At 70.1% G+C, this 23,483-nt stretch carries 21 protein-coding genes; 6 read left to right on the top strand and 15 right to left on the bottom strand.

Annotated elements, in window-relative coordinates; translation table 11 throughout:
- From AC1D1T_RS03375 to AC1D1T_RS03365, 3 genes are all read left to right on the top strand, one after another.
- Positions 1 to 1,755: glycoside hydrolase family 48 protein (locus AC1D1T_RS03375; RefSeq protein WP_477991398.1), on the top strand; the 1,755-nt coding region annotated here is incomplete at its 5' end.
- 15 nt (positions 1,756 to 1,770) lie between these two features.
- On the top strand, positions 1,771 to 2,337 hold the full coding sequence (locus tag AC1D1T_RS03370; RefSeq protein ID WP_477828395.1) for a LemA family protein: 567 nt from the start codon (positions 1,771 to 1,773) through the stop codon (positions 2,335 to 2,337).
- A 15-nt stretch (positions 2,338 to 2,352) separates the two neighbouring features.
- The gene (locus AC1D1T_RS03365) at positions 2,353 to 5,013 is read left to right on the top strand and encodes a glycoside hydrolase family 9 protein (protein WP_477991396.1); all 2,661 of its coding nucleotides are present in this window, start codon (positions 2,353 to 2,355) and stop codon (positions 5,011 to 5,013) included.
- A gap of 13 nt (positions 5,014 to 5,026) precedes the next feature.
- On the opposite strand, the gene AC1D1T_RS03360 is transcribed toward AC1D1T_RS03365, so the two are convergent.
- Positions 5,027 to 7,156 carry a phosphocholine-specific phospholipase C gene (locus AC1D1T_RS03360; RefSeq protein ID WP_477991394.1) on the bottom strand — a complete coding sequence of 710 codons (2,130 nt, stop codon included), beginning with the start codon at positions 7,154 to 7,156 and terminating at the stop codon, positions 5,027 to 5,029.
- A gap of 210 nt (positions 7,157 to 7,366) precedes the next feature.
- On the opposite strand from AC1D1T_RS03360, the gene AC1D1T_RS03355 reads away from it, so the two are divergent.
- Positions 7,367 to 9,526 carry a hypothetical protein gene (locus tag AC1D1T_RS03355; RefSeq protein ID WP_477826488.1) on the top strand — a complete coding sequence of 720 codons (2,160 nt, stop codon included), beginning with the start codon at positions 7,367 to 7,369 and terminating at the stop codon, positions 9,524 to 9,526.
- Between the two features lie 10 nt (positions 9,527 to 9,536).
- Here the strand turns inward: AC1D1T_RS03355 and AC1D1T_RS03350 are convergent, their stop codons facing one another.
- The gene (locus AC1D1T_RS03350; RefSeq protein WP_477991392.1) at positions 9,537 to 10,691 is read right to left on the bottom strand and encodes an Ig-like domain-containing protein; all 1,155 of its coding nucleotides are present in this window, start codon (positions 10,689 to 10,691) and stop codon (positions 9,537 to 9,539) included.
- 121 nt (positions 10,692 to 10,812) lie between these two features.
- Between AC1D1T_RS03350 and AC1D1T_RS03345 the strand changes: the two genes are divergently transcribed.
- A complete protein-coding gene (locus AC1D1T_RS03345) occupies positions 10,813 to 11,931 on the top strand; it encodes a Kelch repeat-containing protein (RefSeq protein ID WP_477991391.1) in 1,119 nt (372 codons plus the stop codon).
- 81 nt (positions 11,932 to 12,012) lie between these two features.
- On the top strand, positions 12,013 to 12,399 hold the full coding sequence (locus AC1D1T_RS03340) for a DUF3597 domain-containing protein (RefSeq protein ID WP_477828400.1): 387 nt from the start codon (positions 12,013 to 12,015) through the stop codon (positions 12,397 to 12,399).
- A gap of 52 nt (positions 12,400 to 12,451) precedes the next feature.
- Here AC1D1T_RS03340 and AC1D1T_RS03335 read toward each other — a convergent pair whose 3' ends face one another.
- From AC1D1T_RS03335 to AC1D1T_RS03275, 13 genes are all read right to left on the bottom strand, one after another.
- Positions 12,452 to 12,643 (bottom strand): DUF3606 domain-containing protein, encoded by a 192-nt coding sequence (locus AC1D1T_RS03335; RefSeq protein WP_477828401.1) that lies wholly within the window; start codon positions 12,641 to 12,643, stop codon positions 12,452 to 12,454.
- Positions 12,644 to 12,740: 97 nt separating this feature from the next.
- Positions 12,741 to 13,295 (bottom strand): hypothetical protein, encoded by a 555-nt coding sequence (locus tag AC1D1T_RS03330; RefSeq protein ID WP_477828402.1) that lies wholly within the window; start codon positions 13,293 to 13,295, stop codon positions 12,741 to 12,743.
- 42 nt (positions 13,296 to 13,337) lie between these two features.
- Positions 13,338 to 14,834 (bottom strand): tripartite tricarboxylate transporter permease, encoded by a 1,497-nt coding sequence (locus AC1D1T_RS03325; RefSeq protein WP_477844715.1) that lies wholly within the window; start codon positions 14,832 to 14,834, stop codon positions 13,338 to 13,340.
- Between the two features lie 11 nt (positions 14,835 to 14,845).
- On the bottom strand, positions 14,846 to 15,271 hold the full coding sequence (locus AC1D1T_RS03320; protein ID WP_465114772.1) for a tripartite tricarboxylate transporter TctB family protein: 426 nt from the start codon (positions 15,269 to 15,271) through the stop codon (positions 14,846 to 14,848).
- 65 nt (positions 15,272 to 15,336) lie between these two features.
- The gene (locus tag AC1D1T_RS03315) at positions 15,337 to 16,773 is read right to left on the bottom strand and encodes a sensor histidine kinase (protein WP_477991389.1); all 1,437 of its coding nucleotides are present in this window, start codon (positions 16,771 to 16,773) and stop codon (positions 15,337 to 15,339) included.
- Positions 16,770 to 17,444: a response regulator transcription factor gene (locus AC1D1T_RS03310; RefSeq protein ID WP_047509476.1), complete on the bottom strand. Its 675-nt coding sequence runs from the start codon at positions 17,442 to 17,444 to the stop codon at positions 16,770 to 16,772. Before AC1D1T_RS03310 ends, AC1D1T_RS03315 begins: the two co-directional genes overlap by 4 nt.
- A 30-nt stretch (positions 17,445 to 17,474) precedes the next feature.
- Positions 17,475 to 17,876, bottom strand: coding sequence for a type II toxin-antitoxin system VapC family toxin (locus tag AC1D1T_RS03305; RefSeq protein ID WP_477825944.1), 402 nt, complete (start codon positions 17,874 to 17,876; stop codon positions 17,475 to 17,477).
- A gap of 3 nt (positions 17,877 to 17,879) precedes the next feature.
- Complete coding sequence (locus AC1D1T_RS03300; RefSeq protein WP_477825945.1) at positions 17,880 to 18,155, bottom strand: antitoxin; 276 nt, start codon at positions 18,153 to 18,155, stop codon at positions 17,880 to 17,882.
- Between the two features lie 94 nt (positions 18,156 to 18,249).
- Positions 18,250 to 18,729, bottom strand: a complete 480-nt coding sequence (locus AC1D1T_RS03295; RefSeq protein ID WP_047593315.1) for a VOC family protein — start codon at positions 18,727 to 18,729, stop codon at positions 18,250 to 18,252.
- A gap of 69 nt (positions 18,730 to 18,798) precedes the next feature.
- Positions 18,799 to 19,377, bottom strand: coding sequence for a hypothetical protein (locus tag AC1D1T_RS03290; protein ID WP_477825946.1), 579 nt, complete (start codon positions 19,375 to 19,377; stop codon positions 18,799 to 18,801).
- A gap of 10 nt (positions 19,378 to 19,387) precedes the next feature.
- Positions 19,388 to 21,019 carry a protein kinase family protein gene (locus tag AC1D1T_RS03285; protein WP_477843468.1) on the bottom strand — a complete coding sequence of 544 codons (1,632 nt, stop codon included), beginning with the start codon at positions 21,017 to 21,019 and terminating at the stop codon, positions 19,388 to 19,390.
- A 140-nt stretch (positions 21,020 to 21,159) separates the two neighbouring features.
- Positions 21,160 to 22,128, bottom strand: a complete 969-nt coding sequence (locus tag AC1D1T_RS03280) for a trypsin-like serine protease (protein WP_477825948.1) — start codon at positions 22,126 to 22,128, stop codon at positions 21,160 to 21,162.
- Complete coding sequence (locus AC1D1T_RS03275; RefSeq protein ID WP_477825949.1) at positions 22,125 to 23,393, bottom strand: leucine-rich repeat-containing protein kinase family protein; 1,269 nt, start codon at positions 23,391 to 23,393, stop codon at positions 22,125 to 22,127. The genes AC1D1T_RS03280 and AC1D1T_RS03275 overlap by 4 nt, the downstream gene beginning before the upstream one ends.
- Between the last annotated feature and the right edge of the window lie 90 nt (positions 23,394 to 23,483).

Here is a 23,483-nt window from a genome sequence, read left to right as displayed (position 1 = left end):
GCGCAGGCCTGCGCGCCCGGCACCGGCCTGCCCGATTCGAACRGCCTGCGCGACAACCAGACCTACCTGATGAGCTGGTACTACGCCTGGGGCGGCGCGGCCGACGCGAGCGCCGGCTGGGCCTGGCGCATCGGCTCCAGCCACAACCACTTCGGCTACCAGAACCCGCTCGCGGCCTGGGCGCTGTCGACGCAGGCCGACTTCAAGCCGGGCTCGCCGACGGCGGCCGGCGACTGGGGCAAGAGCCTCGCCCGCCAGCTCGAGTTCTACCGCTGGCTGCAGTCGGCCGACGGCGCGATCGCCGGCGGCGCCACCAACAGCTGGGGCGGCAACTACGGCGCACCGCCCGCCGGCACCGCCACCTTCTACGGCATGGCCTACGACGAGAACCCGGTCTACCACGACCCGGGGTCGAACGAGTGGTTCGGCATGCAGGTGTGGTCGATGCAGCGGGTGGCCGAGTACTACCGCGCGAGCGGCGACGCGAAGGCGAAGGCGCTGCTCGACAAGTGGGTGGCCTGGGCCTCGGCGCAGACGCTGCTGAACGCCGATGGCAGCTACGCGATCCCGAGCACGCTGAAGTGGAGCGGCCAGCCCGACACCTGGAACCCCGCCTCGCCGGGCGCGAATGCCAGCCTGCGCGTCACGGTGGCCGATCGCACGAGCGACATCGGCACCACCGCCGCCTTCGCGCGCACGCTGATCCACTACGCCGCGAAATCCGGCAACGCCGCTGCGAAGACCCTCGCGAAGGAGCTGCTGGACCGCGCCTGGACCCGCTACCAGGACAGCAAGGGCATCGCCGTCGCCGAGAAGCGCACCGACTACCTGCGCTTCGACGACGCCTACGACCCGGCAACCGGCTCGGGCGTCTACGTGCCCTCCGGCTGGAGCGGCACCAACGCGCAGGGTGCGACCATCGATTCGAACGCGACCTTCCTGAGCCTGCGGCCGAAGTACCAGCAGGATCCGCAGTGGCCGAAGCTGCAGGCCTACCTGGCCGGCGGCGCCTCGCCCGACTGGGTCTACCACCGCTTCTGGGCGCAGGCCGATATCGCGATGGCCTTCAACGACTACGCGAACATCGACGGCGACGGCAGCGGCGGCACGCCGGCCATCGTGCTGAGCGCGGGCACGCTGGGCGTGGCCGAGGGCGCCAGCGCGAGCGTCGGCGTCAGCCTGTCGCAGGCGCCGGCGGGGACGGTCACGGTGACGGTGAGCAAGGCCGCCGGCGGCGACGCCGACCTGGGCACGGCCACCACCACGCTGACCTTCACGCCGGCCAACTACAACGTGCCGCAGAACCTGGTGATCGCCGCCGCCGAGGATGCCGACCAGGCCAACGGCAGCGCGAGCTTCAACCTGGCGGCCACCGGCCACACCGGCGCCGTCGTTACCGCCACCGAGATCGACAACGACGTGGTGGTCGCCGACTGCACGATCAGCTTCGACACCAGCAACGACTGGGGAGCCGGCCAGGTGCCCGCGATCAAGCTGAGCAACACGGGCACGGCGCCGATCACCGGCTGGTCGCTGAGCTGGACCGAGTCGAACGACTTCACGCTGTCCAACTCGTGGAGTGCCACGGTGACGAAGAACGGCCGCGGCGTGGTGGCCACCCCGGCCGGCTGGAACGGCACGGTGTCGCCCAGCGGCAGCGTCGAGTTCGGCATGCAGATCGGCTACAGCGGCGCCAAGCCCATGCCCACCGGGCTGGCGCTGGCAGGGCACAACTGCACGGTCACCATCAAGTGACGAGAGGGGGATGCGATGAACCACCCTCACAACGCGCGGCTCGCCGCACTGGCCCTCGGGCTGGTGCTGGCGGCCGGCGCCGCGGCCTGGGGCTCGCGGATGGTGATCCGCCTCGGCGAGGCGCGCACGGCCAGCACGGCCGAGTGGCGCCAGGTCGCGCAGGTCTACGCCGAGCGCAACCGGCTCGCCGTGCCGGCGCTGCAGGCGGCCGGCCGTGCAGCCGACGTCGATCCGCAGCTGGTCGAGGCCGCGCGCGGCGCGCTGGCGCGTGCGGCGGCGTTGCCCGGCACGCCGGGCCTGCTTGACGACCCGCGCGCGCTCGATGCCTTCAAGCGCAACCAGGGCGAGCTGACCGGCGTGCTGTTCCGGCTCGTGGCCGCGGCGCAGCGGCAGCCCGCGCTGCGCGATGACGCCGCGGTGCAGGACCTGCACCGGCAGCTGCTGCAGTCGGAGGCGCAGCTGGCCGAGGCCCGCGAGCGCTACAGCCGCTTCGCCGGCAGCTACAACGCGCTGACCCAGTCGTTTCCGGATGCGATCGCCGCCCGCCTGGGCGGCTACGCGTCCGTGCCCACTAACCTCTGATCCAGGGAGATGACCATGAACGAGAACTTCATCCATCGGCTGGGGCGGATGGCGGCCTGCTCCGCCATTGCCGTGGCCGCACTGAGCGCCTGCGGCGGCGGCGACGGCCCCGCGCCCGCCGACGCGGCGGCCCAGGACACCTCGCGCGCCCGCGCGATGGCCGCCCCCTTGGCCGCGCCCCGCTTCAACTACGCCGAGGCGCTGCAGAAATCGGTGCTGTTCTACGAAGCGCAGCAGTCCGGCAAGCTGCCGGCCTGGAACCGCGTCACCAGCTGGCGCGGCGATTCGCGCCTGTCCGATGGCAGCGACATCGGCCGCGACCTGACCGGCGGCTGGTACGACGCCGGAGACCATGTGAAGTTCGGCTTCCCGATGGCCTTCAGCGCGACCCAGCTCGCCTGGGGCGGGCTGCGCTTCAAGGCCGGCTACCAGGCCGCCGGGCAGTACGACGCGCTGCTCGCCAACCTGCGCTTCGTCAACGACTACTTCATGCGCGCGCACACCGCACCGAACGAGCTGGTGGTGCAGGTGGGCAACGGCGGCACCGACCACAGCTGGTGGGGCCCGGTCGAGGTCTACCCGCTCGCGGCGCCGAGCTACCGGATCACGGCCAGTTGCGGTGGGTCGGACGTGGCGGCCGAGACCGCGGCGGCGATGGCGGCCGCCTCGATGCTGTTCTCGCCCAGCGATCCCACTTATGCGGCGCAACTGCTGACGCATGCGCGGCAGCTCTACACCTTCGCCGACACGGTGCGCGCGAAGTACTCCGACTGTGTCCCCGACGCGGCCAACTACTACAACTCCTGGTCGGGCTACTACGACGAACTGGCCTGGGGCGCCGCCTGGCTGTACCGCGCCACCGGCGAGGCGGCCTACCTGCAGAAGGCCGAGTCGTTCGTGGGCAACTTCGGCACCGAAGGGCAGACCGCCTACCTGCCGTACAAGTGGACGCTGGGCTGGGACAGCAAGCTCGTCGGCGTCTACCTGATGCTGGCCGAGAGCACCGGCAAGGCGCTCTACAAGGACGCGCTGGAGCGCAACCTCGACTACTGGACCACCGGCACCTCGGACGGCCAGCGCGTGACCTACACGCCGGGCGGCCTGGCCTGGCTGGACCAGTGGGGCTCGCTGCGCTATGCGATGAACGAGGCCTTCATCGCGCTCGCCTATGCCGACGTGGTGGGCGACGCGGCAAAGCAGCAGCGGTATCGGGATTTCGCGACGCGCCAGGTCAACTACGTGCTGGGCGACAACCCGCGCCAGGGCAGCTACCTGATCGGCTTCGGCGTCAACCCGCCGCAGCACCCGCACCACCGCACGGCGCACGGCTCGTGGCTGGACAGCCAGGCGACGCCGGCGGCACATCGCCACCTGCTGTACGGCGCGATGGTGGGCGGGCCGGGCGCGAACGATTCGTACAGCGACGACATCGGCAACTACGTGTCGAACGAGGTCGCGACCGACTACAACGCGGCCTTCACCGGCGTGCTGGCGAAGATGAACGAGCTCGCACCCGGCGGCGCGCCGCTCGCGAACTTCCCGCCGCGCGAGGTGGCCACCGAGGACGAGTTCTTCGTCGAGGCCGGCATCAACAGCTCGGGCGGCACCTACACCGAGATCAAGGCGCTGCTGAACAACCGCTCGGGCTGGCCGGCGCGGCATGGCGACAAGCTCTCGCTGCGCTACTACGTCGACCTGAGCGAGGTGATCGCGGCCGGCGTGCCGGCCTCGGCGATCACGCTGAGCACGAACTACTCGCAGGGCGGGGCGGCGAGCGGGCCGTTCCGCTGCGGCACGAGCAACATCTACTACGCCGTCGCGGATTTCACCGGCACCGACATCTACCCGGGCGGCCAGTCGGCACACCGCAAGGAGATCCAGTTCCGCTTCTCGGCGCCCTCCGGCACGGCGTACTGGAACCCGGCGAACGACCCGTCGTATGCGGGGCTGGCGGCCGGCAGCACGGTCAAGTCGCTGGCGATCCCGGTCTACTCGAACGGTGTGAAGGTGTTCGGCAATGAGCCACCGGCATGCGGCGGCAGCCCGGTGACCCCGCCGGCGGCACCGCAGGGTCTCACGGCCACCGGCGGGGCCGGGTCGGTGACGCTCGCGTGGACGGCGGCGGCGAATGCGACGAGCTACTCGGTGAAGCGCTCGGCCAGCGGGGCGGCAGGCAGCTTCAGTGCGGTCGGATCACCGACGGCGACGAGCTACCTCGACACCGGGCTGGCGGCGAACACCACCTGGTGGTACCAGGTGACGGCCGCGAACGCCGGCGGCGAGGGCGCCGCCAGTGCCACGGTGTCGGCCACCACGCAGCAGGGGACGACGCCACCGCCCGGCGCGTGCGCGGTCACGCTGGACATCAGCAACGACTGGGGCGCGGGCCAGGTGATGGCGATCCGGCTGAGCAACACCGGCACGCAGGCGTTGAGCAACTGGCAGCTGTCGTGGACCGAGTCGAGCGACTTCACGGTGACCAACTACTGGAGCAGTGTGGTGACCTCCAGCGCGCGCACCATCACCGTCCGGCCGGTGGACTGGAACGCGACGGTGGCGGCGGGCAGTGCGGTCGACCTCGGGATGCAGCTCGCGTACAGCGGTGCACGGCCGATTCCATCGAACGTGCAGGTCCAGGGGCGCGACTGCAGCATCGCCGTGGTGACGGCGCACTGAGGCAGGCCGATGGTCACGGACGCGGGCCCGGCCGCAGCCGCCCCATCAGCGGGTCGCTGATGCTGTCGTCGCCGTTCTCGACGTGGCCGGCGAAGCGCGCCGCGAACGCCGCATCGCCGTCGACCGTGATCTCCAGCTCGTACCAGCCGCGGCTGCGTTCGAGCGGCCAGTACTTCGCGGTCGACTGGCCCGGCCTGAGCCGGTCGGCCCAGCGATCGTCACCACGCCCGTCACCGCGCCCGTCGCCATACCCGTCGCGCACCCGCAGGCCGACCGCCTGCAGCCCGACGTTCGTGATCGACAGCGTGATGCCCAGGCGCCCCTCGTCGTAGCTCGCGCGGATCAGCAGCTTGCTGCTGTCGGCGCGGACCTTGCCCTTGAAGGCACGCAGGAAGCCGTTCGGCCCGCTGAGCGACAGGTCATACGACGCATCGACCGCCGCCGCCCACGAGGCCGACAGCAAACGCTGGGGCTCGACCGTGAAGTTCCTCGGTGCCTGCGCCGCCTGCCCCGAGCGCACATGGAAGACGGCTGCCGCCTTGCCGGTGTTGCCGAAGCTGAGCTGGAACGATGCCGTCGCGGTGTTCGCCGCGCCTTCGGCATGCAACACATAGGGCAGGGCGCGCGCCGGCCGCACGCCGGGCTCCTGCACCGGCAGCAGCGGCGAGGTCGGCGGCACGATCGCGTAGTCGGGGTGGCGCACCAGGTTCGCAGGCATCAGCCCCGCGGTGCTCGGCAGCCGCACCCGATCCCGGTCCGGGCGCGAGAAATCGAGCGTCGACGTCAGGTCACCGGCCACGGCGCGCCGCCACGGCGTGATGTTGGGCTCGACGAGTTGCGGATGCGCCTTCGCGTGGCGTGCCTCGATGAAGCGGATCAGCGAGGTGTGGTCGAACACCTGCGAGTTGACCCAGCCGCCCTTGCTCCACGGCGAGACCACGAGCATCGGCACCCGCATGCCCAGGCCGTACGGTGCGCTCGGGTGGGCGGCGTCGCCGGCCGGGTAGATCTCGTTGACGGTGTCCACCGTCGACGCGCCTTGCCCGGCAAACGGCGGGGTGGGCGGAACCATGTGGTCGAAGAAGCCGCCTTCCTCGTCGTAGTTGATGAACAGCACCGTCTTGCCGAAGACATCGGGGTTGGAGGCGAGGATGTCGATGACCTGCGAGCTGTACCAGGCGCCGAAATCCGCCGCATGGTTCGGGTGCTCGCTGAAGGCCTCCGGCGCGACGATCCACGACACCGCCGGCAGGCGGCCGTTGCGCACGTCCTCGCGCAGCGTGTCGAACAGGCGCGCCGGATCGCGGTTCAGCGCGTTGATCTGCGTGCCGGTGCGCGCCGCGACGGCCAGCGGCGATCCCTCGGGCGCGTTCTGGTACTGGTGGAAGTACAGCAGCGCGTTGTCGCCGTAGTTGCCGATGTAGGGGTCCGAGGTCCAGCCCCAGAAGCCCGCGGCATTCAGGCCGGTGCCGACGTCCTGGTAGACCTTCCAGCCGATRCCGGCCTGCGTCAACCGCTCCGGGAACGTCGTCCAGTCGTAGCCGGCTTCCGCATTGGTGATGACCGGCCCGCCTTGCCGGCCGTCGTTGCCGAGCCAGCCGCTCCACAGGTGATAGCGGTTCGGGTCGGTCGGCCCGAGCACCGAGCAGTGGTAGGCATCGCAGACGGTGAAGGCATCGGCCAGCGCGTAGTGGAAGGGGATGTCGCGGCGCGTGTGGTAGGTCATCGTCACCGCGCCCTTGTGGGGCACCCACTGGTCGCAGCGGCCGCCGTTCCACGCGGCATGCGTGTCGTTCCAGCCGTGCGGCGGATCCGGCAGGAAGGTCTGCCCGACATCGGCCACCGGCGGGCGGAACGGCAGCAGCGTGCCGGTCGCGGTCGGCTGGTACCAGACGGGCTGGCCCGACGGCAGCGTCACGGCCCGTGGGTCGGCGAAGCCGCGCACGCCGCGCAGCGTGCCGAACAGGTGGTCGAACGAGCGGTTCTCCTGCATCAGGATGACGATGTGCTCGACGTCCTCGATCGTGCCTGTGCGGTGATGGGCCGGCACGGCCAGTGCATTCGCGATGCTGCCTGGCAACGCGCCGCCCAGGCCGCCGGCGCCGATGAGTTTGAGGACGTCGCGTCGATGCAGGTCTGTCATGGGGTGGTCTCCTGAAGGGACCACCACCGTATGCGGCGAGCATGACTGCACGATGTCGTGCCGCGTGACGGTGGGATGACAAACGCCTGGATAGTCCCGTCGACGGCGCAGGCCGCTTCGCATTCGGGACAGGCGCTTCGGCACGCGCGGAAATGTGACAGCGACGCCCGAAGACAGTGCGTCCATTCGATCACTCACCCGTGCCACCCCATGTCGATGCCGACCCTCCCGAAGCCGACCGCCACGACCAGCCGCGCGCCCTCGGTCAGAACCCAGCCCGATCACCCTGATCAGCCCGACGCGAGGACCCGCTCGTCCACGCGCCCACTCGACGGCGACCGGCCGTCGATCACGCGTCCGCCGCGCACCCGGGCGGGCACGCGTCCGCGCCAGGATGGCAACCTGGGCGCGTTGGGCACGCTCGGGGCTGCACCGCCAGAGGTGCGTCTCGCGCGCAACCTGCCCGATTTCGAACGCAAGCTCGCGGCGCAACGTGCACTCATGCCGGGCGAAGCGCAGTTGGGCGCCGCGGCGAAACTCGTCAACGAGGTGCGCCACAACCCGCTCGCGCCGCGCCCCGACGGCAGCACCACGCCGTCACACGACCAGCTGGCGCAGTTGCTCTCGCCCGCGGTGCTGCGCGACTTCCAGAAGAACGTGCTGCAACTCTCCGACGCGAAGATCCAAGCGATGGACGACATGGCCACCCAGGGCGGGCGCTGCATCCCCAGCAGCGGCTCGCTGTTCCAGGCGGTGCTGTACGGCGCGATCCCGTTCGCGGCGCTGGAGAGCACGCCGACCAAGGTGCTGGGCGGCAGCGTCGCGGCGCTGGCGGCACAGCCCTTCGTGACGGCGGGCCTGCAGACATCGATCGTCTCGGCCATCACCGTGATGCGGCAGAAGGGTGGGCCGATGGGCAAGATGCCCGGCAACCTCAAGGCCAATACGACCTTGCAGCAGATCGAGGCCGACCTCGTGCAGCTGAAGGACCTGGCGCAGAAGGATGCCGCCGCGATGGGTGCGATGCTGCAGGAGCTTGCCGCGAAACACCCGGCGCACGCGTTGCCGACGAGCCCGGCCCCCACTGAAGAACAGCTGCAGGACTTCCTGCGCGCGTTGACCCCCGACGAACACCAGGGCCTGCAAAAGATCCAGAACGACCAGACCGCACGCGCCGTGCAAGCGGCCGGGCTCGTGCTGGACGGCCTGCGCCTCGAAGGCATGCAGAAGCGCCAGAAGAACTCGACGAACGCGCAGGTGTTCTGGCGCACCTTGCGCGGCCTGAGCGGCATCCTGGCGCCTGCCATGCAGGCCAGGCATGTGCCGGCCGCGGCCATCACCGGCGTGTCGGTCGCGATCGCGCTCGGTGCGCTGCTCGGCCAGCACCTGGGGGCCGGACAGGACGAGCGCACGGCGCAGGCCGATGAACTGCGGCTGAGCATCCTGTACGGCGACCTCTTCAACGCTGAAGGGCAGGCCGACTGGAACGCGGGCCGCGAGATCCGCTCCACCGGCATCGACCCGAAGAAGTTGCAAGGCCTGGTCGTCGAGCCGGAGATGCTGATCGCCGGCCGCGTGAGCGCGATGGTCGACAGCCACCGCCAGGAACTCCAGGCACGGCTGGATGCGCACCAGGCGCAGCCGCCCGCGCCAGACACCGACCCGGAGGCCGGCGACCGCGTGGCCGTGCATCTCGCCGCGGAGATCGCCGATTGCGAGCGTGACCTCCAGAAGATCGCCGACGGCAACCTGACCGGGCTGGAGGAGAACGGCTTCGCACGGCAGCTGTTCGGCCAGGCGATGCAGAACACCGCGGTGGCCTTTGCGTGGTCGGAGGGCTGGGCCAAGCTGCGCTCGCCGCTGGAGTACTCGGCGCAGGTGGGGCAGCGCCTGTCGCAGCAGTTCACCTTCGGCGTGCTGGGCGGTGCCGGCGCCTTGCTGCTGGGGCGCGGCGTGAATGCGGTGGTGTACGAGGTCAACAAGCACCTGGCCGCGCAAGCGCACGCGCATTCCAACGACCCGGCGCAGGCGCACAAGCCGATCAGCGGCACCAGCAGCCTGCCCGCGTGGGCGCAGGTGATGCTCGCGGCCGGCGCCGGCGGCATCGCCTTCTATTCGGCGATGACGCAGTACAGCGCAGTGAACGTGAAGAACGCGCGGCGCGACATCCAGGGCGGCAAGGACAACGACCCGGGCCTGGGCGACCAGATGAAGAAGGGCTGGATCAGCCCGCTGTGGCAGCGCCGGGCGAACAGCGCCGGCACGGCCGCCCAGGCCGCCGGCAACGATGTGCTGCAGGCCGATTGGCGCAGCACCTCGGCGATGCGCTCGGCGCTGGCGGCCGACGCGGTCGTGGCCACCAGCGACTAGCGTTCCGGCGTTACTGCAGGCTCAGCGTCAGCGTGTACTGGTCGCGGGTCTCGAAGTCGTACGGGATGCTCGACAGGCGGATCCACGCCTCGCGCGCGGTGGCGCCGTTGGTGTACGCCACGCTGACCTCGCCCGAGCTGGGCCATTCGGAATCGCCGGAGAGCTTGGCGCCGGTCGCGTCGACGATGGAGACGAAGAAGCCCTGGTGCTGCGGGGTCAGCATGCGCACCGTCAGCGTCTGGCCGGCCGGAATCGTCAGCTGGTAGTAGTCGCTGTCGGTGTGCACGATTTTCGAGCTGCCGATGACCACGGTCTCGTTCTTCAGCGTGCCGGAGATCAGCAATTGCCCGGCCGGCACTGCGTTGGCCGTGGCCAGCGTGTTGTTCGGCTCCGTCTCGGTGAGGCCGGCATTCGGGTCGATGTTCAGCACGATCTCGTCCGACAGCGTCGTGTGGTTGGCGAGATCGCGCGCGCGGGCGACGACGGTGTGCGCGCCGGGCGCCAGCGTCGTCGTGTCGAACAGCACGTAGTACTGGTCGGCCGGATCGGTGCTGAGGTAGTGCAGCGAGGCCCAGGTGCCGGTCTCCTTGCCGTCGACCAGGAAGTCGACGCCGAAGAGACGGGTCTCGTCCTTCGCGATGGCCGTCAGCTTGACCAGGCCGAAGCTGCCTTGCACGGCGGCGGTGATGGTGGGCGGCACGGTGTCGCTGCTGCCGGGCGCACCGGCCGGGGTGCCGATCGTGAAGCCGGCCTCGGCCGAGGTGGTGCCGTTGCCGGCGGCATCGACCGCGACCGCGACGAAGCTGTGCGTGCCGCTCGTGATCAGGCCGATCGGCAGCGACGAGGTGTACGAACCGTCGCTCGGCGATTTCTGCACGGTGACCTGGATGGCGCTGCCATCGATGAGGAAGGTGACCGAGGTGACACCGACGTTGTCGGTGGCGAGCGCGCTGAGGGCCACGGCCTCGGTGGACACGGTGGCCGATGCGGAGACGACCGGCGGCTGGGTGTCGGCGCTCGACGGGCTGGAGGCCGGCGTGCCGGGTGGGGAGGGCTTCTGGGCGGTGTCGTTGGTGCTGTCGCCACCGCCGCCGCCGCAGGCAGCGAGCATCAGCGTGAGAAGCAGGGCGGGCAGGGTGCGGGTGACGCTGGCGGATCGGGTCATGGGGTGGGCGTGTTGGGCGACCGGCGATTCTGTCACCTGGGTGACAGAAGATGATGACGACGACACGCGGTTACCCGGGCAGTTACGCTCCGGCGTCGACCACGGGCCCAGGGAGAACACCATGCACAGGATTCCTCGTCGCAGTTTTGTCATCGGTGCAGCGGCTGCGCTGGGCGCGGGGCGGGCCTTGGCGCAGACGACCGCGCCGACGCCGCTGCCACCCGCCTCATCGCCGTATGCGCAGTTGCGGGGCGGCACGCCGCACCACCTGTCGCCGGAGCAGGAGTCGCAACGCGTGTTCGACAGCACGGCGCCTGCGGGGCCGCCGGGGCGCTGGGTGGCGCGCGCTGCGCTGCCGATCCCGCGCAGCGAGATGGCGTGGGCAGCGGTGGTGCGCGGGCAGATGCACATCGTGGGCGGGTACGGCGAGGGCGCGGTGAACCGCGACTACCACCACATCTACGAGCCGGCGGCCGACCGCTGGCTCAACGGTGCGCCGCTGCCGCGCGGCGCGAACCACGTGGCGGTGGCAGCGGAAGGCGACCTGCTGTATGCCTGCGGCGGCTTCGTCGAACAGAACCGGCGATCGGATGCGCTGGCGTTCGTGTACGACAGCGGCTCGAACGCCTGGCGACCCATCGCGCCGATGCCACGGCCGCGAGGTGCGGCGGCGGCCGTGATGCTGGAGGGGCGGCTGCACCTGATCGGCGGCGCATCGGAGCCGGCGGCCGAGCGCGCGAGCGTCGGCTGGCATGAGGTGTACGACCCGAAGGCCGATCGATGGACCGCTCTGAAGCCGCTGCCCGGCGCGCGCGACCATGTGGGCTGCGTGGCGCATGGCGGCCTGATCCACGTGATCGGCGGGCGCTTCAACACCTTCGAATACAACACCACGCTGCACCACGTGTACCTCCCGGCGCGCGACACCTGGGAACTGCGGGCGCCGATGCCCACCGAGCGCTCGGGACACGGCCTGGTCGTGTACCGCAACCGGTTCTGGGCGATGGGCGGGGAGGGCGGCGAGATCGTCGGTGGCRTGCCGCGGCAGGCGCGCGTGTATGGTCAGATGGAGAGCTACGACCCGGCGAGCGACACGTGGCGCAGGCATGCGCCGATGCTGACGCCGCGGCATGCGGTGGGCGCGGTCGCGATCGGCGACTGGATTTACGTGGCCGGCGGCGGCGCGGTGCTGGGTGGGGCGGTTCAGTCGGCGGTGCATGAGGCGTTCACGCTGGGCTGATCCGTCTTGACCGGCGGGCGGCAACGCCTAGACTGGGTTTTCGTTGCCGACGCAGCGCATCCATCCAACCAGGAGACCACGATGAGCATCTTCAGCAAGATCAAGGACGCGATCTTTGGCAAGAAGGACGAGGTACCGGCGGTGGCGCAGGCGCCGACGCAGGCTGCACCGGCCGCGGTGCCGGCCACCGCGGCGCCCGTCGCATTGAGCGAGGTGGATGTGGAGGCGGTGYTGACCAAGCTGGCAGCGGCCTCGTCGCAGAAGCTGAACTGGCGCACCTCGATCGTCGACCTGATGAAGCTGGTCGGGATGGAATCGAGCCTGGCCGAGCGGCGGCAACTGGCGAGCGAACTCGGCTACTCAGGCGACACCAACGACACGGCGACGATGAACATCTGGCTGCACAAGCAGGTGATGACCAAGCTGGCGGAGAACGGGGGGAAGGTGCCGGCGAGTTTGCTGGGGTGAGATGACGCGGATCAGGCGTCATCAAGTCTGACAGGGCGCGGCGATCCGGGCTTCATTCCCCGCGCTCCCCACGCTTCAAATGCGCCTCCACATCCCGAGCCCGATCCCCGACCTTCGCAACCGCCTTCTTCAGTTCGTCAGGCGTCACGCCGTACTTCCTTGACCAATCGCGCAGTTCGTAGTCCTGGTGGACGTTGATGCGGTCGCGGTCCTGGCCTCCAGTTTGCTGCTTGCTGTCGGACATGCTGATCTCCGTTGGTGGGCAAGCAGACAGCTTATGCAGCACACGCCGGAGATGCTGTCGGAGAGAGCCGCTTCAGTTGTAGGAACGGTGAATCGATCTACTTGCGCCACCACGGCACGTCGTAGTTCACCTTCTCCTTCGGCACCACCATCGTCTGCGGCCTGACGTAGTACTCGAAGAAGCGCTTGCGATCGCCGACGTCGTAGATCTCGAACGCGCCGGCCTTCTCCTGCTCCTCCAGGAAGCGCCGCATCGCGCCGACCGGCTCCATCGGGTTGGCCTGCTGGAAGATCACCTCGCCGCCGTAGCGCTGGTAGAGCGCCTTGCTGATCTTCCATTGCAGCACCATGCTGCGCGGCAGCTCGCGCAGCATCGCCTTGTCGGCCGCCGACAGCCCGGGCGGGGGTGGCGGAAGCTTCAGCGCCGATTCGAGCTCGGCCACCTCGGCGTCGCTGACGGTGAGCCGCTCCTGCTCGGCGAAGCGCTGCACCAGCGGCCGCAGGATCTGGCCGTCCAGGCTGCTGCCGGGTTTCGTCGTCTCGTCGCTGTAGATCGTCCTTCCCAGCACCTTGGCCGCCGGGGTGCGGGTCTGCGCCAGTGCCGGCGCGAGCGAGCCGGCCGCGGCGGCCCCCAGGAAGAGTCTTCGGTGCATGTCGTGCGCCGCCGCGGCGGCGGAGTGGCAGAACTGCCGACTCTACGCCGCTTGCACCTGCGGCGCGCGCGCCTTCATCACGAACGAGATGAGCTGCCACACGATGAACACCGCGATCAACCCGAGCAGCGTCGCGCTGATCGGTCGGCTGGCGAACACGTTGAAGCTGCCGCGGCTCAGCAGCATCGCGCGGCGGAAGTTCTCCTCCAGCATCGGCCCAAGGATGAAGCCCAGCATCAGCGGTGCCGCGTCCAGGTCGAGCCGCGAGAACAGGTAGCCGCCGAGCCCGAAGGCCGCCGTGACGAAGATGTCGTCGAGGTTGTTGTTGACGCTGTAGGTGCCGATGCAGCAGAAGAACAGGATCGACGGGAACAGCACGCTGTACGGGATCTTGAACACCGACAGCCAGTAGCGCACCAGCGGCACGTTCAGGACCAGCAGGAAACAGTTGCCCACCCACATGCTGGCGACCAGGCCCCAGAACAGGTCCGGGTGGCCGGCGATCATGTTCGGCCCCGGCTGGATCCCCTTGATGACGAAGGCCGCCATCATCAGCGCCATCACCGCGTTCTCCGGAATGCCGATGCTCATCAGCGGGATGAAGCTGGTGCGCGCCGCGGCCTCGTCGGCCGCCGCCTGGCCGGCCACGCCTTCGATCGCGCCGGAGCCGATCTCGTGGCGGTACTTGCTGACCTTCTTGTCGACCGCATAGGCGGCGAACTGCGCGATCACCGGCCCGCCGCCCGGCAGGATGCCGAGGAACGAACCGATGACGCTGCCGCGCAGCGCGCTCGGAATGATCCGCTTGAACTCGGCCCAGGTCGGGATCAGGTGGATGGTGCCGTTGAACGGCGAGCGCTCCTCGCGCGAATCGAGGTTCTTCGTGATCTCGGCGATGCCGAAGCAGCCGAGCGCCACGCTGACGAGGCCGACGCCGTCGGCCAGCATCGGCAGGTCCCAGGTGTAGCGCGGCACGCCGCTGTTCACGTCGGTGCCGATCTGGCCGAGCAGCACGCCGATCAGGCACATTGCCATGCCGTTGAGCAGGCTGCCGGTCGTCACGAAGCTCACGCAGACGAAGCCCACCAGCATCAGCGCGCAGTAGTCGGCCGGGCCGAACAGGAACGCCACCTCGCCGAGGCTGGGCGCCAGGAAGGTGAGCACGACGATCGCCACCGTGCCGCCGATGAAGCTCGACACGCCGGCGGTGAACAGCGCCAGGCCGGTCTTGCCCTTCAGCGTCATCTGGTAGCCGTCGATGCAGGCCACGATGCTGCTGGCGTGCGGGATCTTCATCGTGATCGCACTGACGCTGTCGCCGTACTGGGCCCCGTAGTAGATGCCGGCCAGCATGATCAGCGCGCCGGTGGTGGGGATCGAGTACGTGAGCGGCAGCAGCAGGCTGATGGTGGCGAGCGGCCCGAGGCCCGGCAGCAGGCCGACCAGGGTGCCCACCGTGCAGCCGATGGCGCAGAACAGCAGGTTCTGCCACGTCAGCGCGTGGCTGAAGCCGAAGGCGAGGTTGTGGAGCAGGTCCATCGTGCTGTGCCTCAGTACAGGTTGAGGCTCAGGCCGAGCAGTTTCTGGAAGGCCAGCGCCACCAGGAACAGGCCGACCGACACCTTGACGTTGCGGACGATCGAGTACTTCGCCGAGCCGGCGAAGGCCGACAGGAACACCAGCGCGACGATGCCGGCCGTCATGTTCAGCAGCCGCGAGACCAGCGCGAACGCGCACAGGCTGGCCAGCAGCAGGCCGATGTTGCTCAGCTTGAACTCGAAGCGTTCCGAGGCGACGAAGCGCGAGCGCACGATGGTGGCGATCGCGATCAGCAGCAGCAGGCAGCTCATCATCAGCGGGAACATGCCGGCGCCGGCGCGGCTCAAGTCGCCGATGGGGTACTGCAGCGCCCCGAGTCCGAAGGCCAGCGAGACGGCCGTCAGGGTGAGTCCCCGCGCGAGGTTTCTGTCGATCATGGTGGCTCCGTGAGAGGTGGCCCACTCTAGGCAGTGGGGCCTCCGCGACCGCCATCGGTTTCTACCTACGACAGGTTGACGACAGGTTCGGCTTCAGGGTCGGTGGTGATGTGTTCGGGACTCTGCGGCAGGCTCACGGTGACCGCGAGGCCGGTGCCGCCGACGCCGGGCTGCAGCGTGGCTTCGCCGCCGTGCAGGCGCGCGATGTCGCGCACGATGGCCAGGCCCAGGCCGGTGCCGAGGCCGCCGGCCAGCTTGCCACGGCGGAAAYGGCCCCAGACGTGCTCCAGCTCCTCGGGCAGCACGCCGCGGCCGTCGTCGATCACTTCCAGCACCGCGCGCCCGGCCACGCTGCGCGTGCGCACGGTGATGCTGACGCCAGCCCCCGCATGTTCGATCGCGTTGTGCACCAGGTTGCCGAGCAACTCGCGCAGCAGCAGCTCATCGCCCTCGACGAAGGCCGGCTCGAGATCGAAGCCCAGGTCCTGCTCCATCGCGAGCGTGGGGCGCAGCCAGTTGTTCGCGTACTCCGCCGCCAGCCGGGCCAGGTCGATGCGCGGCAGCGGCGTGCCGTCGCCGAGCACGGCGCCGTCGGTGCGGGCCAGCGTCAGCAGCTGCTGCACCAGGTGCGAGGCGCGCTCGGCGGCGGCATACAGCCGCAGCAGCGTCGGCTTCAGCGAGGAAGGGCAGGTCTGCGTCAGCACCTGCGCCGCTTCCACGCGCAAGGTCGAGAGCGGCGTGCGCAGCTGGTGCGCGGCGTCTTCGACGAAGGCGCGCTGGGCCGATGCCGCGGTGCGCAGCCGCCCGAACAGGTCGTTCAGGGCCAGCACGAACGGCATCACCTCGCGCGGAACGGTGGCCAGCTCGATCGGTTCCAGGCGCTGCAGCGAGCGCGCGCCGATCTCGACCGATGCGCGCTGCAGCGGCCGCAGGCCGCGCCGCACCGCCACCACCGCGAGCAGGGCCAGCGAGAGCGCCAGCAGCACCGAGGCGGCCAGTGCGGCCAGGGCCACCGCGCGTTCGGCGTCCTGGCGCTTGCCGAGCGATTCGGCGACCAGCACCGTGCAGATCTGCGTCGACGAGCCGCAGCGGGCACCGAAGGCGGCCGCGCGCATCGGCCGGCCGCGCAGCGTGTCGTCGAAGAAGCGCCACTCGCCGGCGCGCAGCGCCGGGGCGTGCGCGAGCAGCGCGGCCTCGCCGCCGAGCGGCCGGCCCTGGGGGTCGCTGACGACGAAGGCCACGTCGTCGACCAGGTCGGCGCGCAGTGCACGCAAGGTCTGGGTGCTCAGCGGCAGCGTGGCCTGCCCGTCGTGCATCTCGAGGATGTTGGTCAGCGCGACCGCGGTGTCGGTCAGTGCGCGGTCCAGCCCGTCGAGCGCGGGGCGCACGGCGAGCGCGTAGACCAGCGCCGCGGCCAGCGGCACGAGCGCCACCAGCGGCAGGATCAGCCACATGAGCAGCGTGCGCCGCAGGCTGTGGGCGGGAGCGGTGGAGGCCGTCATGGTTCATCTCCGGTGTCGAGCAGGTAGCCCAGCCCGCGCACGGTGCGCAGGCGCACGCCGGCCGGTTCGATCTTCGTGCGCAGGCGCGACACCAGCAGGTCCAGCGCGTTGTCCGAGGTGGCACCGCTCCAGCCCGGCACCAGCGCGACCAGCTGCTCGCGTGGCACCACGCGCCCGGCCTTCAGCATCAGGTACTGCAGCACGTCGCACTCGCGGCGCGAGAGCTTCACCGGCTCGTCGCCCAGCCACGCCCGCAGCTCGCGCGGGTCGAAGCGCAGCCGGCCGACCACCAGCACTTCGGCCTGCCGGTTCTCGTGGCGGCGGGCGAGGGCGCGCAGCCGCGCCACCAGCTCGACCGGCGCGAACGGCTTGACGAGGTAGTCGTCGGCACCGACCTCGAGGCCGTGCACGCGCTCCGCCACGGTGTCGCGCGCCGTCAGCATCAGCACCGGCAGCTTCGAGCCCTGCGCACGCACGCGGCGCAGCGTCTCGATGCCGTCGATGCCGGGCAGGCCGATGTCGAGGATCAGCGCGTCATAGTCGTCACGCAGCAGCGAGGCCGGCACCGGCTCGCCGCGCGGGCTGGTGTCGACCCGCCAGCCTTGCGCGCCCAGCACGCCGGCGATCGACGCGGCGAGGGGCTGGTCGTCCTCGACCAGCAGGATCAGCATGGGAGAGCGGCTCCTGGCGACATGCGAAGGTCAGCGCTGAATCCAGTTGACGACTTTCAGCCCCGGCACCTGTCGGAAGTGCTTCTCGTTGTTCGTCACCACCACCGCCTGCAGCGCCAGCGCATGCGCCGCGATCATTTCGTCGAACTGGCCGATCGGGCGACCGGTCAGGCGCAGGTGGGCACGCAGGGCTCCGTGGCGGTCTGCCGCAAGCTGGTCCCACGGCTCGCAGCGCACGCACGCCAGGAATTCGTCGACCAGCGCTTCAAGACGGCGGGCCGGGGCCACCAAGGCGACTCCGAAGCGCAGTTCGGAGTAGGTGACGGCAGAGATGCAGACATCTGCCGGGTCGAGGGCTGCCAATTTGCTGTCAGCGTCGGAGTGCCTCTTGATCACCGCGCTGCAGATGTTCGTGTCCAGCAGATAGAGCATCCATCACTCCTTCCAGTCGGAGAACGGATCGCGCTCCTGCGGTACGGCGGATCGATCGGCAAGGAAGTCATCCGGAACGACTGACGGGTCCTTGTCTCGCAGCTCGAAGAAGTCTGCCCAGCTCTTGGCAGGTCGGCTGGACAAGACCACGTCACCGGTCCGGGGGTCGCGTCGGACATACACCTCCGGCACATCGAAGCGAAACTCCGCCGGCAGTCGAACGGCTTGGCTGCCGCCGTTCATGAAGATCCTGGCCGTCTTCGCCGCATCGTTTCTCATGAGGGTGTCTCCGAAAATATATACACATGTAGATACTAACGGGGCGCACCCTGTCGTGCAAGGCGGCGCACTCCATCGGAATGCACCGCTGGACTCAACCGCGCCGCGCCTTCTCGATCGTCGCGATGTCGATCTTCTTCATGCGCATCATCGCTTCGAAGGCGCGCCCGGCCGCCGCGCGATCGGGGTCGGTGAAGGCGTCGGTGAGGGCGCGCGGCGTGATCTGCCACGACAGGCCCCAGCGGTCCTTGCACCAGCCGCACTGGCTTTCCTCGCCGCCGTTGCCGACGATCGCGTTCCACAGGCGGTCGGTCTCGGCCTGGTCATCGGTCGCGATCTGGAACGAGAACGCCTCGCTGTGCTTGAAGGCCGGGCCGCCGTTCAACCCGATGCACGGCACCCCGGCCACGGTGAACTCGACCGTCAGCACATTGCCCTGCTTGCCGTCAGGGTAATCGCCCGGCGCGCGGTGCACCGCACCGACCTTGCTGTCCGGGAACGTCGCTGCGTAGAAGGTGGCGGCGTCGAGCGCCGTGCCGTCGTACCAGAGGCAAATGGTGTTCTTGCTGACCATGTCGCGGCTCCTGCAGGGTTGAACGAGGCCGACAGTATGGCCTCTCGGCGCGCCCGCAGGATCAGGCCGTCATGCGTTCAGCAGCTTGCGGCCCGCGATCACGTCGTCGAGTTCCTTCAACAGCGCCGCCTTCATGCCTGCCGATGGATTCCACGGCGTCGCCGCTGCCTCCTTCGCGGCATCGAGCCAGCGCCAGCCGGCGCGGCCGAAGCGGCTCGCGGCAACCTGCAGCCGCAGGCCCTGCGGGATCCTGCCGGCCGCCTGGGCCGCCCGCAGCCGCGACTGCAAGGCCTCGGCCCAGTCGAACAAGGCCGCGATCTCCGCGCGGGCCGGCACGGGGTCCACGTAGGCGCCGCCCCAGGGCAGCTGGATGAAGAGCGCGATGCCGTCGGCGACCAGGTAGAAGTGCGCCGCCCAGCTGTTGCTGCCGTGGCCGTCGAAGCCGACCAGCGCGTAGTCCTCGGGACCAGGCCGGGCCTCGACCTCGGCCAGGAAGTGATCGATGTCGTACGGCGACGAGGCCACCGCCCGCGTGGCGAACCAGCCCGCGGCCTGCGGTTTCAGCGCCGCGGCCAGCGCGGCCGGCATCGGCGGAAACGGCAGGCTCTCAGCTTCGAACAGCGCCTGGGCGGACTCGGATGCATTCATGGGGAAGATCTCACCAGTTGTGGTTGGCATGGTGGCGCTCGCGTCCGATGTAGCTGTTCTCGGCGGTCAGCAGGGCCTGCACGCCGGGTTGCTCCCAATCGTCCGGGTGGATGATGTTGCCTTCTGTGCGCAGCTTCGCGATGTGGTCCTTGACGCCCTCATGGCGCGCGATCGCTGCCTGGATCTCGGGCTCGCTCAGCTTGTTGCCCAGCATCGCACGGATGTCGCGCGACGTGAGCGAGTTGATCGCGCGTGCCATCTCGGTGTCGACCACCGGCGGCAGCGCGGTGCCGCGGAAGCCGTGGCGCATGCTGTCGTTGTCCACCCACTGGATGCCGGCCGGGTCCGTCAGGTTCTTGCCGAAGCACTGGTCGTTGTCGATGCCCATGACCTTGGCGGTGCCGTGCGGCTCGGGCTTGGGACTGAAGTCGATGAAGTAGTTGTTGGCATGGCGATCGCCTTGCCCGGTGATGTGGTCGAGCAGCTGCAGCTTGGTGACCTCGGCCGCCACGACCCCGCGTGCCAGCGTGCTCGCCTCGATCTCCGCGGCCGGCTTGCCAGTCGCGAGATCCATGACCAGGCCGAGGTCGGGGTCGACGGCGCCGCGCCCGGTGTCGATCACCGCCATCCGGGTGCTCGGGACCACGTCGAAGCCGAGCTTCTTCGCGACATCGACCGTCGCGATGTTGCGCATCGCGATCTGCGGATCGTCCCGCGGGATGCCGGTCGCCGCGGCGACCCAGCCTTTCTCGATGCCCCCGAGCGGCTTGAAGACGCCGTTGAACGCCGTGCCGTCGGGATTCTTCAGCTTGACCTGGAAGACGGTGTTGAAGGCGCCCGAGCCCAGCTTCTTCGGCGGCTCGAGCACCTGGGCATTCGTGAACGCCGGCAGGGTGTCGCCGGTGACCTTCAGGTTCAACTGCTTGTAGAGGCGGCCGATGTGCCGGGCGAGCGTCGGGACGTTGGTGGCCTCGCGCTGCTCCTTGCGGAACAGTTTCTGCTGCCCCTGCGGCACCTTCGTCTGGATCGGATACGCATCGACCTGCTGCCCCAGCGCGGGGCCGGGGCGTTGCGGGAAGCCCTGCGGCGTGGGCTGCTGCCACCGGGCCGCGGGGCTGCTCCATGGATTCGGCATGGAGGGCATCGCCGGCATCTGCAACGGCGCCTGCTGCAGCTCGGGTGGCTTCGGCGGTCTCGGGGGCACCGCCGGGCGCGGGTTCTGGTGGGCCTCCAACGGTGTCGGCCACAGCTCCGGCGGCTTCGGCGGCAGCGGTGGCCGCGACGCCACCGCCGGACGGGGGTTGCCCCACGGCTGTGCTTGCGGCATCTGCATCGGCATGGCCATCGGCGTGGGGTCGGGCCGCGCCGCTTGCAGGTCCCTCGCGGCACCGAGCACCCCCCGGAACGCCGCCAGCCCGACCCGTCCGGCCATGCCGCCGGCCACCCGCAGCGCATTGCGGCGTTTCAGCGGCGATTCGGGCGTGGGTGGTGTGAAGGGCGATTGCCGGCCACCGCCAGTGGTGCGCTCCGGCGACAGCGCCCGCCCGATCGCACCGGAGTCGAGCCGGCTCAGGATCCGCTCGAGGCTCGGACGCTTGCCGATCGTGCTCATCGCGCGGCCTTCCATGCAGGAAGGGGGCATCGCTTCGCTGGTTCGTTCACTGTCATCATGGGTCGCCTTTCGGGGCTTCCAGGATGTCGCGGCGAGCGCGGCCCGGCCGACGCGACGGCGAAGCGCTGTCACGGTTTGCGAAGGCCTGGCGATCGGGGGCGTCGTGCGCCTTATGGCTTGCGCCGTCGACCGCTGCCCCGGCAGGCCAGCACCGCAGCGAGGCCCAATCCGGCGGCCGCCAACCCCAGGGTCCAGGTCGGCAATGGCAGCTCCGGCGGCGGCACCGGCGCGAGCGTGCCGCCGGTTTGCGCTTCGAGCCACGCCACGAAGCGGGGATCGCCGAGCAGCATGCCGCCGCCGATCGTGCCGAAGCGGAAGTCCACCGGCATCCCCTTGCTGGCGGAGAGCGTCATCGTGTTGATGCCGAGCAGCCAGCGCCGCCCGCCGATCTCGGCATACGCGGGGCCGCCGGAGTCACCCGGGGCCACGCCGGTCTCGATGGCATTGCCGAGGCTCGACTCCCCCAGCGGTCCGTTGCCCCAGGGGCCGTCGAAGTCGTACAGGAAGAAGAGGCTGCGGCGGCCCGAGCCGTCGATGCTCTGGCGCACCGCGTCGAGCACGTTGCGGCCGACGCGCTTGACGGCGGCCGAGCGTGGCCCGCCGGGGCCGGTGTCGCCGGTGCCGCCGGCGCCGTAGCCGACCAGTGTCAGCACCTGTTGCGCCGGCGGTGCGTCGCGGTAGATCGGCAGGATCCCGACGCCCTCGGGCACCGGGCTCGCGAGCGTGATCAGCGACAGGTCGTCGTACGGGAACGAGGCACCGGGGAAGGGGGTGACGGCGGTCGCACCGATCTGCACCGGGGTCGCCTGGTGGTTCAGCTGCACGGTGAGGGTGCCGGGCGTCGCGCTGCCTGTCACGTGCGAGGCCGTCAGCACGAAGCGCGCTGCGACGACCACGCCCGAGAAGATGCCGCTCGGCGTCAGCACCGCGACCGCGGAGGTCCACGGCGACGACGGCGTGTTCGCGTCGATGCGCGCGTCGGGCGAATCGGGTGCGGTACCGGCCATCAGGGCGCGGGCCGGTGCGCCGAGTGCCAGGCACGACGACGCGGTGAGCAGTTGGCGTCGGGCGGGATTCATGGTTCGCCATGCTGCGCCAGTTCGTCGACCAGGATGCCCAGGGCCCGTCGATCGAGGGCCTGCAGCGCGGCGCGCAGCGGCGGGTCGTCCGGCGGCAGCAGCGACGCCGCACCCAGGTCGCTGAGCAGCGCGCGATCGCCGCCATCGACCAGCAGGTTGTGCGCGTAGAGATCGCCGTGGGTCAGGCCGCACGCATGCAGGTGGTCCAGTGCCTCGGTCGCCGCGCGTGCGATCGACGTGGCCCGGGCGACGCTCAGGCGCACATCCGCGCCGTACACGTCGCGGCTGCAGCTGGCCATGCTGGGCGGACCGGCGAGCGGCTTCCAGTGCGGGGCGAGCCGCGGCAGCACGAGGCCCGGCGTCCCGTCGGGATGGTCGGCGAGGGCACCGAGCACGCCGACGAGCTGCGGGTGGCTGCCGGCCATCAGCGTGGCGGCGATCTCGCAACCGGGCAGGCCATCGCTGGTCACGCTGCCCTTGAAGAGTTTCACCGCGACGTCCTGCACCGGACCGTCGCCCGGCTGCCACTGCGCGGCATGGATGTGGCCGGAGGCCCCTTCGCCCAGCAGCGCGTGCAGCCGCAGTTCGCGCCACGCGATCGGCTGGACGGTCGCGATGGCTTGCGCGGCCTGCTCGCGCGCCGCGCTGAACGGGTTGCCGGCGTGGGCCAGCCAGGCCAGTTGCGGCAAGGCCAGCAGCTCGTCGGTCAACGCATGCTCCACCCGCTCGAAGGCGTTGGCCGACAGCCGAAGCAATTCGAGCCGCTGCAGGCGGCCCATGCCCGGCGGCAGCCGCGTGAGCCGGTTGCCGGCCAGCATCAGCTTCTGCATGCGGGTGCAGTCGGCCAGCGTGGACGGCAGGGCCGCGATGCGGTTGTCGGTCAGGATCAACCAGCGCAGCGTGGGCGCCAACGCCTGCGCCGGCACGTCGGCAATCCGGTTGGCCTTGAAGCCCATCGTGTCGAGCGCGGGCAGGCGGCCCAGCACCGGCGGCAACGCGGTGAAGCGGTTGCCGGAGGCGAACAGCGTGTGAAGCCTCGTCAGGCGCGCCAGCCCGTCGGGCAGCGAGCCCAGCGCGTTGCCCGACACGTCGAGCACCTCGAGCGTGTCGGCCAATGCCAGCACCTCGGCAGGCAGTTCCACGAGACCGCAGCCGCGCAGGTCGAGGCGGGTGCAGCCTTGCAATTCGCCGGCGCGCAATCGATCGAGGGTCTGGCGGTCCAGGGTGCGGGCAGCAGTCAGGTCGGGTTGCAGCGTGGGCTCCATCGGTCGGGTCGCGGGCTGCCCGCATTGTCGATCATCGACTTGACATGCAGGCATTTGCCTGCCTATTATCGCTTCACGCAAGAACGCAAC

This window comes from Rhizobacter sp. P2_H3, assembly GCF_056403355.1.
This window is presented reverse-complemented; position numbering and strand designations above follow the sequence as displayed.